This is a genomic window from Variovorax xiamenensis (assembly GCF_050916385.1).
GTDB lineage: Bacteria > Pseudomonadota > Gammaproteobacteria > Burkholderiales > Burkholderiaceae_C > Variovorax.
On the sequence record NZ_CP139038.1, the window covers coordinates 467165 to 486300 of the forward strand.

The following is a 19136-nucleotide window of genomic DNA, read 5'->3' on the forward strand; positions in this document are numbered from 1 at the left end:
CATGACGACAAAGACCGTCGCCGCCGAGCCTTACGCCTGGCCCTACAACGCCAACATGCGCCCCGAGAACACGGCGCTGATCGTCATCGACATGCAGACCGATTTCTGCGGCAAGGGTGGTTATGTCGACGTGATGGGCTACGACCTCTCGCTGGTGCAGGCTCCCATCCAGCCGATCGCGCGCACGCTGGCGGCGCTGCGGCCGCTGGGCTATCACATCATCCACACGCGCGAGGGCCATCGGCCCGACCTCGCCGACCTGCCGGCCAACAAGCGCTGGCGCTCGCGGCAGATCGGCGCGAACGGCGTGGGCATCGGCGACGACGGGCCTTGCGGTCGCATCCTGGTGCGCGGCGAGCCGGGCTGGGAAATCATTCCCGAGCTGGCGCCGCTGCCGGGCGAGGTGGTGATCGACAAGCCCGGCAAGGGCTCGTTCTATGCGACCGACCTGGAGCTGATCCTGCGCACGCGCGGCGTCGAGAACATCATCCTCGCGGGCATCACGACGGACGTGTGCGTGCACACCACCATGCGCGATGCCAACGACCGGGGCTTCGAGTGCCTGCTGCTGTCCGACTGCACGGCCGCCACCGACCATGGCAACCACCTTGCGGCGCTGAAGATGATCACCATGCAGGGCGGTGTGTTCGGCGCGCATGCCAGCTCGCAGGCGTTGCTGGCCGCGCTCGGCTGACCGCGATGGGCGCCGCGTCTTCCCCCCACGCGATCGGCGGCCTGCCCGCGGGCAGCGGCGCGCTCGCGCTCGACACCTACGAGCTCACCAAGCGCTTCGGCGACTTCACTGCGATGGATCGCGTGACGATGCGCGTGGAGCCCGGCACGGTGCACGCACTGCTAGGCGAGAACGGCGCGGGCAAGAGCACGCTGGTGAAATGCGTGGCCGGCTTCCAGCGCGCGGAGGAGGGCAGCATCCTGATCGACGGGCGCGAGCAGGACATCGCCAACCCGATCGTGGCGCGCGCATTGGGCATCGGCATGGTCTACCAGCACTTCACGCTGGCGCCGGGCATGACGGTGGCCGAGAACCTGCTGCTCGCGGGCGGCAAGACGCCGGCGCTGATCGACTGGAAGCGCAAGCGTGCGGAGCTGGAAGCCTTTCTGGCGACCACGCCGTTCAGCCTCGATCTCGACGTGCGGCCTTCGGAGCTCGCTGCGGGCGAGAAGCAGAAGCTCGAACTGCTCAAGCAGCTGTACCTGAAGCCGCGCCTCTTGATCCTCGACGAACCGACCTCGGTGCTCACGCCGCAGGAGGCCGACGAGGTGCTGGGCCATGTGCGCGAGTTCGCGCGCAGCGGGTTGTGCACGGTGCTGATCATCACGCACAAGTTCCGCGAGGTGATGGCGTATGCCGACAGCGTGACGGTGCTCAGGCGGGGCAAGGCGGTGCACCATTGCCGCGTGGCCGATACCAGTCCGGCGCAACTGGCGCAGGCCATGATGGGGGGCGAGCAGGTCGCCTCGTCGCCGGCGCAGGGGCCGGTCGACAGGAAGCCGGTGGCCGTTGGCGCGCCGGTTGCGCTGAAGGTCGAGGGGCTGAAGGCGCAGGGCGATCGCGGCACGCTGGCGCTGCACGAGCTGAGCCTGTCGGTTCGCGCCGGAGAGATCCTCGGCGTGGCCGGCGTTTCCGGCAACGGGCAGCGCGAGTTGGTGGAGGCGCTCGTCGGGCAGCGTCCGCGCCTGGCGGGCAAGGTCAGCGTGATGGGACGGCCCTACGCCGCGCATCGCGCCGAGAACCGCGAGCTCAAGGTTCGCAGTCTTCCGGAGGAGCCGCTGCGCAATGCATGCGTCGGCGATCTCAGCGTCGCGGAGAACATGGCGCTGCGCGACTTCGACCAGCCGCCCCTGTCGCGCGGCGGCGTGCTGAGCTTTCCGTACTGGCGCAGCCGCGCGCGCGAGTGGATCGCCGAATACGGCGTGAAGACGCGGGGCGAGGGAGCGCCGATTCGAAGCCTCTCGGGCGGCAACGTGCAGCGCGCGGTGCTGGCGCGCGAGCTGGCGGGCGACATCAATGTGCTGATCGCAGCGAATCCGGTGTTCGGGCTGGACTTCGCGGCCGTTGCGGAGATCCATTCGCGCATCGTGCAGGTGAGGGAGAAGGGCGGGGCCGTTCTACTCATCAGCGAGGACCTCGACGAGCTGCTCGAGCTGGCGGATCGGATCGTGGTGATGAGCGAAGGGCGGATCGTGTTCGAGACTTCGGCTTCCGGAGCCGAGCGGCATGTGATCGGGGCGCATATGGGTGGCGGGCATCACGAGGTGGTCGCATGAGTGCTCTTGCTGTCGTCTCGAGAGCGCCCGGCGGGCGGCACGGCGCGGCCGCCCCCACTATGCCGGCCGCTTCGCGGCTCCCCTGCGGTGCTCGCGTTTCGCGGGGTCTCGCAGAACTCGCTTCGCTCAGACAGCTGCGAGCCCTTGTCCGCGAAACGCTGCGCTCCTCGGCGGCACAGAGGGGGCGACCGCGCCGTGCCACCCGCCGGGCTTGGTCGTGGAGTGATTGCCGCAGCCTTGGAAACACATGAGGACGAGCATGCGCATAGCACTGGCCAATCCGTTCCCCTACGAGTTCGACATTGATCGGACCGCGCTCGTGCTGATCGACATGCAGCGCGACTTCATCGAACCTGGCGGCTTCGGCGAGACGTTGGGCAACGACGTTTCGCTGTTGGAGGCCATCGTCCCTGCGACGAAAGCCGTGCTGGAAGCATGGCGGGAGGCGGGTGGCCTCGTGGTGCACACGCGGGAGGCGCACAAGGCCGATCTTTCGGACTGCCCGCCGGCCAAGCGCAATCGCGGCAACCCCACGCTGCGCATCGGCGACGAAGGGCCGATGGGGCGCATCCTCGTGATGGGTGAGCCGGGCAACCAGATCATCGAGGCGCTCGCGCCGGTCGAGGGCGAGATCGTGATCGACAAGCCAGGCAAGGGTGCCTTCTACGCCACGGGCCTGCACGAGCTGCTGCAGGCGCGCGGCATCACTCACCTGCTGTTCGGCGGCGTCACGACCGAGGTCTGCGTGCAGACCAGCATGCGCGAGGCCAACGATCGCGGCTACGACAGCCTGCTGCTCGAGGACTGCACCGAGAGCTACTTCCCCGCGTTCAAGGCGGCGACGCTCGAGATGGTGCGCGCGCAGGGCGGCATCGTGGGGTGGACTGCGCCGGGTGCCGCGCTGCTCGCGGCGCTGGATGGTCGCTCCTCTTCTTCTGCTTTTTCCTGACGCCCCGGCCCTGCGACTACCATTTCAACGTGTCTACTGCCCGAACCCACCCCGAGACTCCCGTTGCCGCCGCCGATGCGGCCGTTTTCCGCACGCGGGCCGACGAGGTCTATGCGCAGCTCAAGCGCGACGTGGCCGACTTCATCCTCGTGCCGGGCGACCGCTTCACCGAGAGCGAGATCAGCGACCGGCTGGGCGTGTCGCGCACGCCGGTGCGGCAGGCGCTCTTCAGGCTGCAGCAGGAGGGCTTCGTGGAGGTGCTGTTCCGCAGCGGCTGGCGCGTGCTGCCCTTCGACTTCGACCAGTTCGAGCAGCTCTACGACCTGCGCATGGTGCTGGAGACCACCGCAGTGCACCGGCTGTGCGAGACCGATCGCCACATCGATCGAGGCCTGCTCGAGACGCTGGCCGACATCTGGCTCGTGCCAGCGGCGCAGCGCAGTGCCGACATGGCGCAGGTGGCGCAATGGGACGAGGCCTTTCACTGCTCGCTGGTGGCGGCCGCCGGCAATGCCGAGATGGCCCGCGTGCACGGCGACGTGACCGACCGCATCCGCATCATCCGCCGGCTCGACTTCACCAAGCAGCCGCGCATCGACGCCACCTACGACGAACACGCCAAGATATTGAAGGCTGTGCGAGCGAACCGCGGCGACCAGGCCGCGATGCTGCTGCGCGCGCACATCGAGACCAGCCAGGCCGAGGTGCGCAAGATCACGCTGCACCAGGTGCATCTGGCGCGGCACGCGGGGAAGGCCTCGACTGCGCGCTGACCGGGAAGTCCCCCGAGTTCAGGCGCAACGGGGCGGGCCGATCAGTCTGCAGTGATGTTGCCGCGCTTGACGACACCCGCCCAGCGGTCGGCATCCTTCTTCAGCAGCGAGCCGAACTCCGCGGGCGTCGAGCTCGCCGGCACCATGCCCTGCGACTCGAATGACTTCGCTACCTCGGGCTGCTTCAGCACCGCCGCGATCTCCTTGTTGAGCCGCGCCACCACGTCCGGCGGCGTGCCCTTGGGCGCGAGCACGCCGTACCACATGTCGACGTTGTCTGCGGTCACGCCGGCTTCGGCCAGCGTCGGCACGTCGGGCAGTTGCGGCAGGCGCTTGCCGCTGCCGGTGGCAATGGCCTTGAGCTTGCCGACCTGGATGTGCTGCAGCGCCACGTGCACCGGCAGGAACATGTAGTCGATGCGCCCGCCGAGCAGGTCGGTCACTGCGCCGGCGGTGCCCTTGTAGGGCACGTGCAGCATCTCGGTGCCCGTGCCCTGCATGAGCAGCGCCATCGAGAGGTGGTGCGGCGTGCCCACGCCCGGCGTGGCGTAGGTCAGCTTGCCGGGCTCCGCCTTGGCTGCGCTCACCATCTGCTGCACCGACGACACCTTCTGCACGTTCGGGTTGGTCACCAGCAGCAGCGTGCCCCACGAGGTGAGCGACACCGGCGCGAAGTCGGCCACCGGGTCGTAGCTCAGCGAACGGTAGAGGCTGCGGTTCATCACCAGCGTATTGACCTGCACCAGCAGCGTGTAGCCGTCGGGCTTGGCGCGCGCCACGCGCTCGCTGCCGATGTTGCCGCTGGCACCTGCCACGTTCTCGACGATCACCGGCTGGCCCAGCTTCGCGGGCAGGCGGGCCGAGAGCTGGCGGGCGACCAGGTCGATGCCGGTGCCGGGCGTGTAGGGCACCACCAGCGTGATGGGCTGGTCGGGCCAGGCGAATGCGCTGGTGGCGACAGTCGCGGTACTGGCAGCGACGAGCAGGGTGGCGAGGGTCTTCTTGATCAGCGAGCGCATGGTCTGTCTGTCTCCGTGTTCTTCTGTGGGTTGCCTGTTCAGGTTCAAAGGTAGGAAGCGCGGGCCTTCAGGGCCGCGGGGTCGTAGCCGGCCACGCGCTTGTAGTTGTCCGAGATGGCCTGCAGCTCGGCGACGGGCACGACCTCGTCGATGCTTTCGAAGCGCTTGCCGCCCGAGCGCTCGAACACTTCGCGCAGGATGGCGTCGGGCGGGTTGCTGCGGTTGGTCAGCACCACCTCGGTGGTGGCCTTGACGCGCACGCGGTCGTAGTTTTCGAGCGCGGCCGTGCCGACGCCCGTCTTCTTCAGCGCGCCCGCGAGGTAGCGCGCGTCGATGATCGCCTGCCCCGCGCCGTTGGAGCCGCGCGGCACCATCGGGTGCGCGGCGTCGCCCAGCAGCGTGAGGCGGCCATGGGTCCAGCGCGGCAGCGGGTCCTGGTCGACCATCGGGTACTCGAGGATGGTGTCGGAGGCGAGGATCAGCGCGGGCACGTCGAGCCAGTCGAAATGCCAGTCGGCAAAAGCCGGCAGGAAGTCTTCGAGGCGGCCCGCGCGGCTCCAGTCGCGCATGGCGGGCTGCGGCGCGTGGATCTCGGCGACCCAGTTCACGAGCTGGTTGCCCTCGGCGTCGATGTTGTCGCGAATCGGGTAGATCACCATCTTGCCGACCGAGAGCCAGCCCGCGCGCACCATGCTGCCGCCCGATAGAAAGGGTTTCCAGCGCGCGGTGCCGCGCCACATGTTCACGCCCGAGTAGCGCGGTGCACCCTCGTTCGGATAGAGCTGCTTGCGCAGGGCCGAATGGATGCCGTCGCAGCCCACGGCAACGGCGCCGCGCACTGGTGGCGCATCTGCGAAATGCACGGTGACGCCGTCCGCGGCCTGCTCCACGTGCGTGCAGCGGCGGCCGCACACCACGCTGTCGGGGCCGAGGCGCTTGAGCGTCTCTTCGTACAGCACCGTCTGCAGGTCGCCACGGTGGATGGAGAACTGCGGCCAGTCGTAGCCCGCGTGCTGGCCCGCGGCTTCGCGGAAGACCAGTTGGCCGTGCTCGGAGAAGAAGACCGCTTCCTGCGTGCGCACGCCCACCTTGTCGAGGGCCTCCAGCAGCCCGAGTTCGGTGAGTTCGCGCACGGCGTGCGGCAGCAGGTTGATGCCCACGCCCAACGGCTTCAGCTCGGGCACGGCTTCGTACACGCGGCAGGGAATGCCGGCCTGGTGCAGGCTCAGCGCGAGGGTCAGGCCGCCGATGCCGGCGCCAAGGATGATGACTTCGTTGCTCATGATGATCGGTCGTTGCGATGCGTTCCTGTCTCGGCCCGCATTAGGAACTTGGATCGATCATTTGGGAAATTTAGATGTGATATGGATTTATCATGAATCCATATGAATCTATCGATCCGCCAGCTGCGCGCCTTCCTGCAGGTGGCGCGCGTGGGCAACTTCACGCGAGCGGCCGAGCAGGCGCACATCACGCAGGCGGGGCTCAGCATCCTGATCCGCGAAATGGAAAAGCAGCTGGGCTGTCGCCTCTTCGACCGCACCACGCGCGTGGTGAGCCTCACGCCCGCGGGCCGGCGCCTGCTGCCGGTGGTGGAGCGCATGGTGACCGACCTCGACGACGTGGCTGCCGAGCTGGGCGCCGAGGGCGATGCCGCACGCCAGACGCTGCGCATCGCGGCCACGCCGCTGGTGTCGTCGAATCTCCTGCCGCAGGTGTTCGCCAGCTTCCGCGAGGCGCATCCGCAGGTGAGCCTGCGTCTGTTCGACGCCGACCTGCGCGACGTGGAGGCGATGGTGACGGCCGGCGAGGCCGACGTGGGGCTGGGCTTCTTCTTCAAGGCGGCGCCGGGGCTGGCTCGCGAGCCGGTGGGACGCTTTCACCTGATGCGCGTGGCACCGATGGACGAGGCCGGGGAGCCTGGGGCCGTCGGCTCCGCGCCGTGGTCGGCGTTGCGCGGCGCCGAGCTCGTCGGGCTGCCGCCGGGCAACCCGATCCAGAAGGTGATCGACCAGCATCTCGCAGCCATCGGCCGTGCCGACGCGCAGCGCACGGCCTTCAACTTCTTCGGCACGCTGATCTCGATGGTGGAGGCCGGCTTCGGCACCGCCGTGATGCCGACCTTCGCGCTCGCCGCCTGTCGTCGCCACCACGTGCGCACTGACGTGCTGACCAAGCCGAAGGTGGGGCTCGACTTCTATCGGATCACCAAGCGCGGGGCGTACGAGACGGAGGCCATGCAGGCCTTCGTCGCCACGCTGGAGAAGGCGCTGCCCGAGCTGTCGCGATGATCGGACGGGCGCCTCGGGGGCTTACAGCTTGAAGTCGTAGTCAACCGTGATCGGCGCGTGGTCGCTGAACTTCACGGTCTTGTAGATCTGCTCGGTGCGCGCCAGCGCCGCGATCTTCGGCGTGGCGAGGTGGTAGTCCAGCCGCCACCCCACGTTGTTCGCGTAGGCCTGGCCGCGGTTGCTCCACCAGGTGTAGGCCTCGGCGGTGGTGTCGGGCTTGAGCATGCGGTAGACGTCCACCAGGCCCGCGCCTTCGGCGCCGGCGTCAAGCAGCTTCGTCATCCAGGCGCGTTCCTCGGGCAGGAAGCCGCTGTTCTTCTGGTTGCCGCGCCAGTTCTTCAGGTCGATCTCTTTATGAGCGATGTTGATGTCGCCGCACAGCACGAACTCGCGCTCCTTCTTGAGTGCCACGAGGTGCGGGAAGAAGCCCTTGAGGAAGCGGAACTTGGCCTCCTGGCGTTCCTCGCCCGAGCTGCCGCTCGGGAAGTAGCAGCTGATGACGGAGAACTTGCGCTTGGGCGTGTCGAAGCGCAGTTCGAGATACCGGCCCTCGGCGTCGAACTCGGCGTCGCCCCAGCCCACCACGACCTGGCTCGGAGCGTGCTTGGTGTAGACGGCGGTGCCGGCGTAGCCTTTCTTCTCGGCGAAGTGGAAATGGCCCTTGAGGCCGGCCATTTCCTCGAACCGGCCCTCGATGTCGCTGGCCTGGACGCGGATCTCCTGCATGCAAATACAATCCGGCGCAAGTTCGGCCACCCAGTCGGCCACGCCTTTGGTTGCGGCCGAACGCAGGCCATTGAGATTGAGACTGGTCAGTTTGAACACAAGGAATTTCCGATGGCTGTAGATGGTGAGAAAAGCAAAAGCAGCGCGATCGCCCAGGATTTCGTCCAGTTCGCCCTGGATGCCGGCGTACTGCGTTTCGGGGAGTTCAAGACCAAGGCCGGTCGGATGAGCCCCTATTTCTTCAACTCGGGGCTCTTCGACGACGGCGGCAAGATCGCCCGGCTCGCCGGATTCTATGCAGACCGCCTGATCGAGAGCGGCCTCGAGTTCGACATGATCTTCGGCCCCGCCTACAAGGGCATTCCGCTGGGCGCCACGGTGGCGGCCGAGCTGGCCCGCCGGGGCCGCAACTATCCCTTCGCCTACAACCGCAAGGAAGCCAAGGCGCACGGCGAAGGCGGCAACCTGGTCGGCGCGCCGCTCAAGGGGCGCGTGCTGATCGTCGACGACGTGATGTCCGCCGGCACCGCGGTGCGCGAGTCGATCGCCGCCATCGAGGCCGCAGGCGCCACGCCGCATGCCGTGTCCATTGCGCTCGACCGGCAGGAAAAGGCCACCGAGAACGGCGTCGACGTGGACCACAGCGCCGTGCAGTACGTGCGCAACCAGCTCGGCCTGTCGGTGATCGCCATCGCCACGCTGGACGACCTGCTGAGCTACCTCTCGGGCGCCGCCGCGGCAGACCTGGGCGCGCACCGCGAGCGCGTGCTGGCCTACCGCGCTCGCTACGGCGCCAGCTGAAGAGGCAGGGCCGCCGAACATGCACCATCCCGCACGCGACGATCACGGTACTCCGGCCCGCCTGCTGGCGGCGGCATCATTTCTTCTCATTGCCTCCTCGTTCTGCGGCACGTTGCAGGCGCAATCGCAGAAAGTGGAAGGTGCCTCCGCCGGCATCTACACCTGCACCGACGCCCGCGGCCGCACCCTGACGGCCGACCGGCCCATCGCCGAGTGCAGCGACCGAGAGCAGCGCGAACTCAACCCGAGCGGCTCCGTGCGCCGCAAGGTCGAGCCGACCTACACCGCGCGCGAACTGCAGGAGCGCGAGGACCGCGCCCGCGAAGCCGCCATCGTGGCTGCGCGCCTGACCGACGAGCGGCGCCGCGAGCGGGCCCTGCTCGTGCGCTACCCGAACCTCGCCACGCACGACCGCGAACGCGGCGAGGCGCTCGCGCAGATCGATGCGGTGACGCAGGCGGCGAAGAAGCGCATCTCCGAACTCGGCGAAGACCGCAAGAAGATCGACGAGGAGATGGAGTTCTACAAGCAGGACCCCGGCAAGGCGCCGGGCGCGCTGCGCCGCAAGATCGACGAGAACACGCAGAGCGTGGCGGTGCAGAACCGCTTCATCGCGGAACAGGAAGACGAGAAGAAGAGGGTGAATGCGCGCTTCGACGAGGAGCGCACGCGCCTGAAGACGCTCTGGACGCCGCAGAACGGCGGGAACCCGAGGTAACCCCCCAGGCTGCGCGCACTTCGTGCGCTTCGCCAACCCCCTGCCGGGGGCAACACCTGCGGCCCGGCGGAGCCGGTTCCGCGGTGTTTCCCGAAAAGACTTAGCTGAGCTTGGCCTTGAGCAGTTCGGTCACTTGCGCCGGGTTGGCCTTGCCGCCGCTGGCCTTCATGACCTGGCCGACGAGGGCGTTGAGGGCCTTCTCCTTGCCGCCGCGGTATTCCTCGACGTTCTTGGCGTTCTTCGCGATCACCTCGTCGAGGATCTTGTCGAGCGCGCCGGCGTCGTTCATCGGCTTCAGGTCCTTGGCCTCGATGATCGCGTCGACGTCGCTGCCTTCGCCGGTCCAGAGGGCTTCGAACACCTGGCGTGCGGCGTTGTTGGGCAGCGTGCCATCGGCGATGCGCGTCACCAGCTGGGCCAGCTGCTGCGCCTTCACAGGGGCGGCCTCGATGCCGATCTCGGCGGCGTTCAGGCGGCGCGCCATCTCGCCGGTGATCCAGTTGCTCGCGAGCTTGGGCGTGGCGCCCGCGTTCACGGCTTCGTCGAAGTAGCCGGCGAGCGCCGCGCTCTGCGTGAGCTGCGCCGCGTCGTATTCCGACAGGCCGTGGTCGCGCACATAGCGCTCGGCCATGGCGCGCGGCAGCTCGGGCATGGCGGCCTTCACGCGCTCGATCCAGTCGGCGGCGATGACCAGCGGTGGCAGGTCGGGATCCGGGAAGTAGCGATAGTCCGACGAGTCTTCCTTGGCGCGCATGGCGCGCGTCTCGCCCGTGTCGGCGTCGAACAGCACGGTGGCCTGTTCGATCTTGCGGCCGTCCTCGATCTCGTCGATCTGCCAGCGGATCTCGTAGTCGATCGCCTGCTGCATGAACTTGAAGCTGTTCAGGTTCTTGATCTCGCGGCGCGTGCCGAGCTTCTCGCCGGGACGGCGCACCGAGACGTTGGCGTCGCAACGGAAGCTGCCTTCCTGCATGTTGCCGTCGCAGATGCCGATCCAGGTGACGATCTTGTGCAGTTCCTTCGCATAGGCCACGGCCTCGGCGGTGGAGCGCATGTCGGGCTCGGTCACGATCTCCAGCAGCGGTGTGCCGGCGCGGTTCAGGTCGATGCCGCTATGGCTGCCTTCGTGCACCGACTTGCCGGCGTCTTCCTCGAGGTGGGCGCGCACCAGGCGCACCGTCTTCTGCTCCTCGCCCACGAAGAACGACACCGAGCCGCCCTGCACCACGGGAATCTCGAACTGGCTGATCTGGTAGCCCTTGGGCAGGTCGGGATAGAAGTAGTTCTTGCGCGCGAACACGCTGCGCGGCGCGATGTGCGAGCCCAGCGCCAGGCCGAGCTTGATGGCGCGCTCGACCGCGCCCTTGTTCATCACGGGCAGCGTGCCCGGCAGCGCCAGGTCGACCGCGCAGGCCTGCGTGTTGGGCTCGGCGCCGAAGGCGGTGGAGGCGCGGCTGAAGATCTTGCTCGCGGTGGAGAGCTGCGCGTGCGTCTCGAAGCCGATGATGACTTCATAGCCGCGCACCAGCGGGCCGGTCGGGCGGCCTTGTTGTTGTGCTTCGAAGGTGTTCACTGTCTCGCTCATTTCAGAAGCCCTCGGGCGTGCGTGCGTGCCAGTCGGTGGCCTGCTGGAAGCGGTGCGCCGCGTTGAGCAGCTTCGCTTCGCCGAAGTAGTTGCCGATCAGCTGCAGGCCCACGGGCATGCCGCCGTCGAAGCCCGCGGGCACGCTCATGCCGGGCAGGCCGGCCAGCGATGCGGGCAGCGTGAAGATGTCGGCGAGGTAGTCGGCCACGGGGTCGTCGCCGTGCTCTCCGAGCTTCCACGCGGTGGTGGGCGCGGCGGGGCCGGCGATCACGTCGCACTGCTTGAAGGCCTGCTGGAAGTCGTCGGCGATCATGCGGCGCACCTTCTGCGCCTGCAGGTAGTAGGCGTCGTAGTAGCCGTGCGAGAGCACGTAGGTGCCGATCATGATGCGGCGCTTCACTTCGTCGCCGAAGCCTTCGGCGCGCGTGCGTTCGTACATCTGCGTGAGTGCGCTCTTCTTGCTCGCGGGGTCGATGAAGTCCTTGGCGCGGTGGCCGAACTTCACGCCGTCGAAGCGGCTCAGGTTGCTCGAGGCCTCGGCCGCGGCAATGATGTAGTAGACGGGAATCGACAGCTCGGTGCGCGGCAGCGTGACCTCGACGCGCTTCGCGCCGAGCTTCTCGTACTGCGCGAGTGCGGCGTCGATGGCCGCGCGCACGCCGGGTGCCACGCCTTCGCCGAAGAACTCCTTCGGCACGCCGATGCGCAGGCCTTCGAGCGAGTCGTTCAGCGAGCGGCCGAAGTTCTCGGCGGGCTTGTCGAGCGAAGTTGAATCGCGGTCGAGGTCGGGACCGCAGAAGGCCGACAGCAGCAGCGCGCAGTCTTCGGCCGAGCGGGCCATCGGGCCGGCCTGGTCGAGGCTCGAGGCGAAGGCGACCATGCCGTAGCGCGAGGCGCGACCGTAGGTCGGCTTGATGCCGGTGACGCCGCAGAACGATGCGGGCTGGCGGATCGAGCCGCCGGTGTCGGTGCCGGTGGCCGCGGGGGCCAGACGTGCCGCGACTGCAGCGGCGCTGGCGCCGGACGAGCCGCCGGGAATGCGGTCGCGGTTCCAGGGGTTCTGCACCGGCACAGCCTTGTCGTGGCCCACGGCGGGCACGGCGACGTTCTCGTTGGCGGAACCCATGGCGAACTCGTCGCAGCTCAGCTTGCCCAGCGTGACCGCGCCGGCCTCGGCCAGGCGGCGCACCACGGTGGCGTCGAAGGGCGAGCGGTAGCCCGCGAGCATCTTCGAGCCGGCGGTGGTGGCGAAGTCGGTGGTGACGAAGATGTCCTTGTGCGCGATGGGCACGCCGGCCAGCGCGGGGGCATCGCCCTTGGCGATCAGCGCATCGGCGGCGCGGGCCTGGGCCAGCGTGGCCTCCTCGTTCACGTCGACGAAGGTGCCCAGCGACTCGTGCGCCTTCATGCGGCCCAGGAAAGCCTGCGAGGCCTCGACGGCCGAAACCTTGCGTTCGGCCAGCGCCTTGGCCAACTCGACAACGCTCAATTGGTGCAATTCACCGCTGCTGCTCATCATTCAATTACCTTGGGCACGAGGAAAAGGCCGGCTTCGACGGCCGGGGCGCTCTTCTGGTTGGCTTCGCGGTTGTCGGGTTCGCTCACCACGTCGTCGCGTAGGCGCAGCGTGATGTCTTCGAGCGCGGCCACCGGATGGGCCAGCGGCTCGACGCCGGCGGTATCGACGGAACGCATACGTTCGACTAAGTCGAAAAAGCCATTGATCTGGCTGAGCATGCGCTCGCTTTCATCGGAGGCCAGCTGCAGCCTCGCCAGCGAGGCGATGCGCTCAATATCGGAAGCGGAGAGTGACATAGGTCGGAACGGCCCAAAAAAGCAGAGGTATTCGCACGCCGGAGCCGGTGCTAATACGGGAATCAGAGGGGATTCGGGTATTATCCCGCCTTTGCCGCAACCCCCGCGAACGCGCCGGCTTTTGCGCCAAAAACGATCAATTCACCCCGTCAAACGACCCAAAAAATAGAGCGACGACCTGCCGATGCGCAGGCCGTGCTCAGAGGATTCCGCACATGTTTGGAGCTTTCCGTCGGTACTTTTCCACCGACCTTGCGATCGACCTCGGCACCGCCAACACCCTGATCTTCGCCCGCAACAAGGGCATCGTGCTCGACGAACCCTCGGTCGTCGCCATCCGCCACGAAGGCGGTCCCCATGGCAAGAAGGTGATCCAGGCCGTCGGCCGCGAAGCCAAGGCCATGCTGGGCAAGGTGCCCGGCAACATCGAGGCGATCCGCCCGATGAAGGACGGCGTGATCGCCGACTTCGTGATCACCGAGCAGATGATCAAGCAGTTCATCAAGATGGTGCACCCGCGCACGCTGCTCACGCCGAGCCCGCGCATCATCATCTGCGTGCCCTGCGGCTCCACCCAGGTCGAGCGTCGCGCCATCAAGGATGCGGCCGAAGCGGCAGGCGCCACCTCCGTCTACCTCATCGAAGAGCCCATGGCCGCGGCCATCGGCGCCGGCCTGCCCGTCAGCGAAGCCTCGGGCTCGATGGTGGTGGACATCGGCGGCGGCACCACCGAAGTGGGCGTCATCTCGCTGGGCGGCATGGTCTACAAGGGCTCCGTGCGCGTGGGCGGCGACCGCTTCGACGAAGCCATCATCAACTACATCCGCCGCAACTACGGCATGCTGATCGGCGAGCCGACGGCCGAAGTCATCAAGAAGAACATCGGCTCGGCCTTCCCGGGCTCCGAAGTCAAGGAAATGGAAGTCAAGGGCCGCAACCTTTCCGAAGGCGTGCCGCGCAGCTTCACCATCAGCAGCAACGAAGTGCTGGAAGCCCTGACCGATCCGCTCAACAACATCGTCTCGGCCGTGAAGAACGCGCTGGAGCAGACGCCGCCCGAGCTGGGCGCCGACATCGCCGAGCGCGGCATGATGCTGACCGGCGGCGGCGCGCTGCTGCGCGACCTCGACCGCCTGCTGGCTGAGGAAACCGGCCTGCCGGTGCTGGTGGCCGAAGACCCGCTGACCTGCGTGGTGCGCGGCTGCGGCATCGCCCTCGAGCGGATGGATCGCCTCGGCAGCATCTTCACGAGCGAGTAAAGGGCGAAAGCCATCATCGGCCGGCCTCTGCTTGCGCAGGCCGGCTTTTTGTTATTTGATTCCGCACCACCGTCGGGTCTGAATTCATGCCTCTGGGCACGCTCGATCGCACAGCGCCACCCCTGTTCAACCAGGGGCAGTCGGCACTCAGCAAGCTGATCTTCTTCGGCGCGCTTGCGCTGTTCCTCATGGTGGCCGACGCGCGCTTCCACATCGTGCAGCCGATCCGCGCGGGCATCGGCGCGGTGCTCTATCCGGTGCAATGGCTGGCGCTGAAGCCGGTGCAGGCGGTGCTGGGCGGCGGGCGCTATTTCGAAGACCTGCAGACCGCGCAGCGCAACGAGGACGACGCCCGCAAGGCGCTGATGATGCAGGCCGAGCGCGCTGCCCAGGCCGATACGCTCGCCCAGGACAACGCCCGCCTGCGCGAGCTGCTAGAACTGCGCCAGACCACCACCACACCGGGCCGTGCGGCCGAGGTGCTCTACGACGCGGCCGACCCCTACACCCGCAAGATCGTCGTCGACCAGGGTCTGGCCCAGGGCGTGCAGCCCGGCTCGCCGGTGATCGATGCGCGCGGCGTGCTCGGGCAGGTCACGCAGGTGCTGCCTTTCACGAGCGAGGTCACGCTGGTGATCGACCGCGACCTTTCCATTCCCGTGCAGAACACCCGCACCGGCGTGCGCAGCGTGGCCTTCGGCGACGCCTCGGCCCACGGCGGCGGGCTGGAGCTGCGCTTCATGGCCGCCAACGCCGACCTGCAGGAGGGCGACCTGCTCTCCACCAGCGGCGTCGACGGCATCTACCCCGCGGGCCTGCCGGTGGCGAAGATCGAGCGCATCGAGCGCCGCGCCGACTCGGCCTTCGCCCGCATCTACTGCGTGCCGCTGGCCCACGTGACGGCCGCGCGCTACGTGCTGGTGCTCGAACCTACCGGCACGCCCGCCGCGCCGCCGCCCCCGACGCCCGCCGTCACCCAGCGCAAGCGCCCCGAGGGCAAGCCCGGCGCCGGCAAGAACGAGAAGAAACCGGGAGCGCGCCCATGATCAAGCGTCCAGGCCAGCAGCAGCTCCTGCTGCCCGTCAGCCCGGTCTTCATGTGGAGCAGCCTCGTGGTGGCGCTGCTCATCAACATGATCCCGATCGGCCGCGCCGTCTGGATGCCCGACCTGCTGGCGCTCGTCATCGTGTTCTGGGGCGTGCACCAGCCCGCGCGCGTGGGCATCGGCGCGGCCTTCGTGTTCGGCCTGTGCATGGACGTGCACCAGTCGTCGATGCTGGGCCAGCATGCGCTGTCCTACACCACCCTGGGCTTCTTCGCGATCACCATCCACAGGCGGCTGCTCTGGTATCCGGTGGCCTCGCAGGCGCTGCAGGTGCTGCCGCTTTTCGCGCTGTCGCAGCTGATCGAAGTGGTCACGCGGATGATCGGCGGCGGCGTGTTCCCGGGCTGGACGGTGCTGGCCTCGCCGGCCATCGAGGCCGCGCTCTGGCCATTGGCCACCGCGCTGCTGCTGGCCCCCCAGCGAAGAACGCCGGAACCGGACGAGAACCGCCCCCTCTAAGCCCAGCCTTTCCCGCATTTGCCTTCGCACCTGCGCGCGCCTAAGCTCCCATCGCCATGACCGAAATCCGCAATGTCGCCGCCGACCTCGCGCGCTTCAAGCGCCGCGTGATCGTCATCGGGTTGGCGGTGCTCTTCGCGTTCGGGCTGCTGTGCGCGCGACTGGTCTACCTGCAGGTCACGCGCCACGAAGACCTGGCCGAGCAGGCCGAGAGCAACCGCACGGCGGTGGTGCCGGTGGTGCCCAACCGGGGGCTCATCCTCGATCGCAACGGCATCGTGCTGGCCTCCAACTACTCGGCCTACACGCTGGAGATCACGCCCTCGAAGGTGGGCGACGTCGAGGAGACCATCGACAGCCTCACCCAGGTGCTCGAAGTCTCGCCGCGCGACCGCCGCCGCTTCAAGCGCCTGCGCGAGGACTCGCGCAGCTTCGACTCCATTCCGATCCGCACCCGCCTGAGCGACGAGGAAGTCGCGCGCTTCGCGGCCCAGCGCTACCGCTTCCCGGGCGTGGAGATCAAGGCGCGCCTCTTTCGCAACTACCCGCAGGGCGAGCTGGCCTCGCACGTGCTCGGCTACATCGGCCGCATCAACCAGCGCGAGAAGACCGCGATGGAAGACTGGGACGAGGAAGACCAGGCCAACTACAAGGGCACCGACTACATCGGCAAGCTCGGCATCGAGCAGAGCTACGAGAAGACGCTGCACGGCCAGACCGGCGTCGAGCAGATGGAAACCTCCGCCGGCGGCCGCGCCGTGCGCCGCCTCGCCAGCCATCCCGCCACGCCGGGCAACACGGTCATGCTGTCGCTCGACATCAAGCTGCAGAAGCTGGTGGAGGACATGTACGGCGAGCGCCGCGGAGCGCTGGTGGCCATCGACCCCAAGACCGGCGAGATCCTCGCCTTCGTGAGCAAGCCCACCTTCGACCCGAACCTCTTCGTCGAAGGCATCGACAACGAAAGCTGGGCCGCGCTCACCGAGTCCATCGACAAGCCGCTGCTGAACCGCGCCCTGCGCGGCACCTACCCGCCCGGCTCCACCTACAAGCCCTTCATGGCGCTGGCGGCACTGCAGACCGGCAAGCGCGGCCCCAGCGTGGTGGTGAACGACCCCGGCTACTTCAACTTCGGCGGCCACCGCTTCGGCAGCCCCGAGGGCAACCTGGGCGGCGTCGACATGCGCCGCTCGATCCAGCTGTCGAGCAACATCTACTACTACTCGCTGGCCAACGAGATGGGCGTGGACTTGATCCACGACTTCATGAAGCCGCTGGGCTTCGGCCAGATCACCGGCATCGACCTCGGCGGCGAGGTGCGCGGCGTGCTGCCCAGCACCGAGTGGAAGCGCAACACCTACAAGCGGCCCGAGCAGAAGAAGTGGTACGCGGGCGAGACCATCTCGCTGGGCATCGGCCAGGGCTACAACAACTTCACCATGCTGCAGCTGGCGCAGGCCACCGCCGTCATCGCCAATGGCGGCCTCAAGCACAAGCCTCATCTCGCGCTGGCCACGCGCGACACCGTGAGCGGCAACGTGGTGCCCCTGCCGCAGCCCGCGGCGGAGAACCTGGGCTTCACGGCGGCCAACATCTCGGTGATCCGCGAGGGCCTGACCAGCGTGGTCACCAGCGGCACCGCGCGCGGCGTGTTCGCGGGTGCCAGCTACCAGGCGGCGGGCAAGACGGGTACGGCGCAGGCCGTGTCGATGGGCCAGAACACCAAGTACAACGCGCGCGCGCTCGAGGAGCACCAGCGCGACCACGCACTCTTCATGGCGTATGCGCCGGTGAACGACCCGAAGATCGCCCTGGCGGTGATCGTGGAGAACGCGGGCTGGGGCGCAGGCGCGGCCGCTCCCATCGCGCGCCGGGTGTTCGACTACTGGCTCGCCGACCAGTACCCGAGCGAGGCCGACATGGCCGCCATCAAGATCGGCAAGGCGACAGCGCCGATCGGCAAGCCGCGCATCGCGAGCGAAGTGGCCTGGCCCGCGGCCTCGGCCACGCCCGCTACTGCGCCCTGACCCGGCATTGCCCCCTCTCCCGGAGGCAGAGGGGAAAAGACACTCAGACCACCGTTCCGCTGACTTCGCCCAGGCCGATGCGCACCACACCCGCGCGCTCGCAGTAACCGCGGATCACCAGCGTGTCGCCGTTTTCCAGGAAGGTGCGCTTCTCGCCGTTCGGCAGCGTGATCGGCTGCTTGCCGCCCAGCGTCAGTTCCATCAGCGAGCCGGCCTCGTCGGGCTTCGGGCCCGACAGCGTGCCCGAGCCCAGCAGGTCGCCCGGCTGCAGGTTGCAGCCGTTCACCGTGTGGTGCGCGACGAGCTGCGCGGCCGTCCAGTAGCAGGCCTCGGTGGTGTTGCCGCGCGTGAGGCGCACCGGCGCCACGCCCTCGGCGCGCATCTTCGCGGTCTGCAGCAGCACTTCGAGCGTGATGTCGAGCGCGCCGCTCTCGCGGTTCGCGGGCGAGTCGAGATACGGCAGCGGCTGCGGGTCGCCAGCCGGGCGCTCGAACTTCGCGCGGAACGGCGCCAGCGCTTCCATCGTCACGATCCACGGCGAGAGCGCGCTCGCGAAGTTCTTCGAAAGGAAGGGGCCGAGCGGCTGGTATTCCCAGGCCTGCAGGTCGCGCGCCGACCAGTCGTTGAGCAGCGTCACGCCGAACAGGTGCTCCTCGGCGTCGGCGATGGCGATGGGCTCGCCCTGCGCGTTGCCGCGTCCGACGAGGAAGCCCAGCTCCAGTTCGTAGTCGAGGCGCTTCGAGGGGCCGAAGCTCGGCTCGGCGGCGTCGGGCGCCTTGGTCTGGCCATGCGGGCGCTTGAAGACCTGGCCGCTCACGCCGATGGACGATGCGCGGCCGTGGTAGCCGATGGGCACCCACTTGTAGTTGGGCATCAGCGGCTGGTCGGGACGGAACAGCTTGCCGATGGTGGTGGCGTGGTGGATGCCCGTGTAGAAGTCGGTGTAGTCGCCGATGCGGCAGGGCACGGTCATCTCGGCCTTGGCCTGCGGCAGCAGGGCCTTCGACCATGCGGCCTGCTTGTCGCTGCCTTCGGCGAGGCCGGCGGAGATGGCGGCGCGCAGCGCCTGGCGCTCCTTCGTGCCGGCGTCCATCAGCGCGTTCATGTCGTCGGTGTCGACGAGGCCCGCGGCGCGCAGGTCCAGCACCTGGTCGCCGATGGCGACGCCGATGCGGAAGGCCTCGCTGCTGCCGGCCGTGCGGAAGCGGCCGAAGGGCAGGTTCTGGATCGGGAAGTCGGTGCCGGCCTCGTTGGCCGATGCGACCCAGCTGCGCAGCTTCGGGTCATGGGTGGCGTTCAGTGCGGTCATGGAGGATGTCT

At 68.2% G+C, this 19136-nt stretch carries 18 protein-coding genes; 11 read left to right on the forward strand and 7 right to left on the reverse strand.

Going from position 1 to position 19136, the window contains the following annotated elements:
- Window position 1: 1 nt before the first annotated feature.
- The 4 genes from biuH to SFB74_RS02015 all read left to right on the forward strand — a co-directional run bounded on the left by biuH (window position 2) and on the right by SFB74_RS02015 (window position 4011).
- Complete coding sequence (gene biuH / locus SFB74_RS02000; RefSeq protein ID WP_432728992.1) at window positions 2-694, forward strand: biuret amidohydrolase; 693 nt, start codon at window positions 2-4, stop codon at window positions 692-694.
- A gap of 5 nt (window positions 695-699) precedes the next feature.
- Complete coding sequence (locus SFB74_RS02005; RefSeq protein ID WP_432728993.1) at window positions 700-2289, forward strand: ABC transporter ATP-binding protein; 1590 nt, start codon at window positions 700-702, stop codon at window positions 2287-2289.
- Between the two features lie 259 nt (window positions 2290-2548).
- Complete coding sequence (locus SFB74_RS02010; RefSeq protein ID WP_432728995.1) at window positions 2549-3238, forward strand: cysteine hydrolase family protein; 690 nt, start codon at window positions 2549-2551, stop codon at window positions 3236-3238.
- Window positions 3239-3267: 29 nt separating this feature from the next.
- Entirely contained in the window at window positions 3268-4011 is a 744-nt protein-coding gene (locus tag SFB74_RS02015) for a GntR family transcriptional regulator (protein WP_432728996.1), read from the forward strand.
- 41 nt (window positions 4012-4052) lie between these two features.
- On the opposite strand, the gene SFB74_RS02020 is transcribed toward SFB74_RS02015, so the two are convergent.
- Entirely contained in the window at window positions 4053-5030 is a 978-nt protein-coding gene (locus SFB74_RS02020; protein ID WP_432728997.1) for a Bug family tripartite tricarboxylate transporter substrate binding protein, read from the reverse strand.
- Window positions 5031-5074: 44 nt separating this feature from the next.
- Window positions 5075-6313, reverse strand: a complete 1239-nt coding sequence (locus SFB74_RS02025; protein WP_432728998.1) for a flavin-dependent oxidoreductase — start codon at window positions 6311-6313, stop codon at window positions 5075-5077.
- Between the two features lie 102 nt (window positions 6314-6415).
- On the opposite strand from SFB74_RS02025, the gene SFB74_RS02030 reads away from it, so the two are divergent.
- Window positions 6416-7321, forward strand: a complete 906-nt coding sequence (locus SFB74_RS02030) for a LysR family transcriptional regulator (RefSeq protein ID WP_432728999.1) — start codon at window positions 6416-6418, stop codon at window positions 7319-7321.
- Window positions 7322-7342: 21 nt separating this feature from the next.
- Here the strand turns inward: SFB74_RS02030 and SFB74_RS02035 are convergent, their stop codons facing one another.
- A complete protein-coding gene (locus SFB74_RS02035; protein WP_126022399.1) occupies window positions 7343-8146 on the reverse strand; it encodes an exodeoxyribonuclease III in 804 nt (267 codons plus the stop codon).
- 12 nt (window positions 8147-8158) lie between these two features.
- Between SFB74_RS02035 and pyrE the strand changes: the two genes are divergently transcribed.
- Together pyrE and SFB74_RS02045 are read left to right on the forward strand one after the other, a co-directional pair.
- Window positions 8159-8848 (forward strand): orotate phosphoribosyltransferase, encoded by a 690-nt coding sequence (gene pyrE, locus SFB74_RS02040; RefSeq protein ID WP_432729000.1) that lies wholly within the window; start codon window positions 8159-8161, stop codon window positions 8846-8848.
- A 19-nt stretch (window positions 8849-8867) separates the two neighbouring features.
- A complete protein-coding gene (locus tag SFB74_RS02045; protein WP_432729001.1) occupies window positions 8868-9566 on the forward strand; it encodes a DUF4124 domain-containing protein in 699 nt (232 codons plus the stop codon).
- Window positions 9567-9666: 100 nt separating this feature from the next.
- Here SFB74_RS02045 and gatB read toward each other — a convergent pair whose 3' ends face one another.
- Genes gatB through gatC form a run of 3 tightly spaced genes read right to left on the reverse strand, consistent with a single transcriptional unit; the run spans window position 9667 to window position 12966 of the window.
- A complete protein-coding gene (gene gatB, locus SFB74_RS02050; RefSeq protein ID WP_432729002.1) occupies window positions 9667-11151 on the reverse strand; it encodes an Asp-tRNA(Asn)/Glu-tRNA(Gln) amidotransferase subunit GatB in 1485 nt (494 codons plus the stop codon).
- A gap of 1 nt (window position 11152) precedes the next feature.
- Window positions 11153-12667, reverse strand: a complete 1515-nt coding sequence (gene gatA, locus SFB74_RS02055; RefSeq protein ID WP_432731860.1) for an Asp-tRNA(Asn)/Glu-tRNA(Gln) amidotransferase subunit GatA — start codon at window positions 12665-12667, stop codon at window positions 11153-11155.
- Entirely contained in the window at window positions 12667-12966 is a 300-nt protein-coding gene (gatC, locus tag SFB74_RS02060; protein ID WP_432729003.1) for an Asp-tRNA(Asn)/Glu-tRNA(Gln) amidotransferase subunit GatC, read from the reverse strand. The genes gatA and gatC overlap by 1 nt, the downstream gene beginning before the upstream one ends.
- 215 nt (window positions 12967-13181) lie before the next feature.
- Here gatC and SFB74_RS02065 point away from each other — a divergent pair, with 215 nt between their 5' ends.
- The 4 genes from SFB74_RS02065 to mrdA all read left to right on the forward strand — a co-directional run bounded on the left by SFB74_RS02065 (window position 13182) and on the right by mrdA (window position 17816).
- Window positions 13182-14225: a rod shape-determining protein gene (locus SFB74_RS02065; RefSeq protein ID WP_007833435.1), complete on the forward strand. Its 1044-nt coding sequence runs from the start codon at window positions 13182-13184 to the stop codon at window positions 14223-14225.
- An 86-nt stretch (window positions 14226-14311) separates the two neighbouring features.
- A complete protein-coding gene (gene mreC / locus SFB74_RS02070) occupies window positions 14312-15271 on the forward strand; it encodes a rod shape-determining protein MreC (RefSeq protein ID WP_432729004.1) in 960 nt (319 codons plus the stop codon).
- Window positions 15268-15789, forward strand: a complete 522-nt coding sequence (gene mreD, locus SFB74_RS02075; RefSeq protein ID WP_019655414.1) for a rod shape-determining protein MreD — start codon at window positions 15268-15270, stop codon at window positions 15787-15789. The genes mreC and mreD overlap by 4 nt, the downstream gene beginning before the upstream one ends.
- Before the next feature lie 56 nt (window positions 15790-15845).
- A complete protein-coding gene (gene mrdA, locus SFB74_RS02080; protein ID WP_432729005.1) occupies window positions 15846-17816 on the forward strand; it encodes a penicillin-binding protein 2 in 1971 nt (656 codons plus the stop codon).
- 43 nt (window positions 17817-17859) lie between these two features.
- Here the strand turns inward: mrdA and fahA are convergent, their stop codons facing one another.
- Window positions 17860-19125 carry a fumarylacetoacetase gene (gene fahA, locus SFB74_RS02085; protein ID WP_432729006.1) on the reverse strand — a complete coding sequence of 422 codons (1266 nt, stop codon included), beginning with the start codon at window positions 19123-19125 and terminating at the stop codon, window positions 17860-17862.
- Window positions 19126-19136: the final 11 nt, after the last annotated feature.

Excerpts from the sequence above, each read along its gene's own strand:
- biuH (WP_432728992.1), top strand. The coding sequence starts at position 2 with ATGACGACAAAGACCGTCGCCGCCGAGCCTTACGCCTGGCCCTACAAC.
- SFB74_RS02005 (WP_432728993.1), top strand. The coding sequence starts at position 700 with ATGGGCGCCGCGTCTTCCCCCCACGCGATCGGCGGCCTGCCCGCGGGC.
- SFB74_RS02010 (WP_432728995.1), top strand. The coding sequence starts at position 2,549 with ATGCGCATAGCACTGGCCAATCCGTTCCCCTACGAGTTCGACATTGAT.
- SFB74_RS02020 (WP_432728997.1), bottom strand. The coding sequence starts at position 5,030 with ATGCGCTCGCTGATCAAGAAGACCCTCGCCACCCTGCTCGTCGCTGCC.
- SFB74_RS02025 (WP_432728998.1), bottom strand. The coding sequence starts at position 6,313 with ATGAGCAACGAAGTCATCATCCTTGGCGCCGGCATCGGCGGCCTGACC.
- SFB74_RS02030 (WP_432728999.1), top strand. The coding sequence starts at position 6,416 with ATGAATCTATCGATCCGCCAGCTGCGCGCCTTCCTGCAGGTGGCGCGC.
- pyrE (WP_432729000.1), top strand. The coding sequence starts at position 8,159 with ATGGCTGTAGATGGTGAGAAAAGCAAAAGCAGCGCGATCGCCCAGGAT.
- SFB74_RS02045 (WP_432729001.1), top strand. The coding sequence starts at position 8,868 with ATGCACCATCCCGCACGCGACGATCACGGTACTCCGGCCCGCCTGCTG.
- gatB (WP_432729002.1), bottom strand. The coding sequence starts at position 11,151 with ATGAGCGAGACAGTGAACACCTTCGAAGCACAACAACAAGGCCGCCCG.
- gatA (WP_432731860.1), bottom strand. The coding sequence starts at position 12,667 with ATGAGCAGCAGCGGTGAATTGCACCAATTGAGCGTTGTCGAGTTGGCC.
- gatC (WP_432729003.1), bottom strand. The coding sequence starts at position 12,966 with ATGTCACTCTCCGCTTCCGATATTGAGCGCATCGCCTCGCTGGCGAGG.
- SFB74_RS02065 (WP_007833435.1), top strand. The coding sequence starts at position 13,182 with ATGTTTGGAGCTTTCCGTCGGTACTTTTCCACCGACCTTGCGATCGAC.
- mreC (WP_432729004.1), top strand. The coding sequence starts at position 14,312 with ATGCCTCTGGGCACGCTCGATCGCACAGCGCCACCCCTGTTCAACCAG.
- mreD (WP_019655414.1), top strand. The coding sequence starts at position 15,268 with ATGATCAAGCGTCCAGGCCAGCAGCAGCTCCTGCTGCCCGTCAGCCCG.
- mrdA (WP_432729005.1), top strand. The coding sequence starts at position 15,846 with ATGACCGAAATCCGCAATGTCGCCGCCGACCTCGCGCGCTTCAAGCGC.
- fahA (WP_432729006.1), bottom strand. The coding sequence starts at position 19,125 with ATGACCGCACTGAACGCCACCCATGACCCGAAGCTGCGCAGCTGGGTC.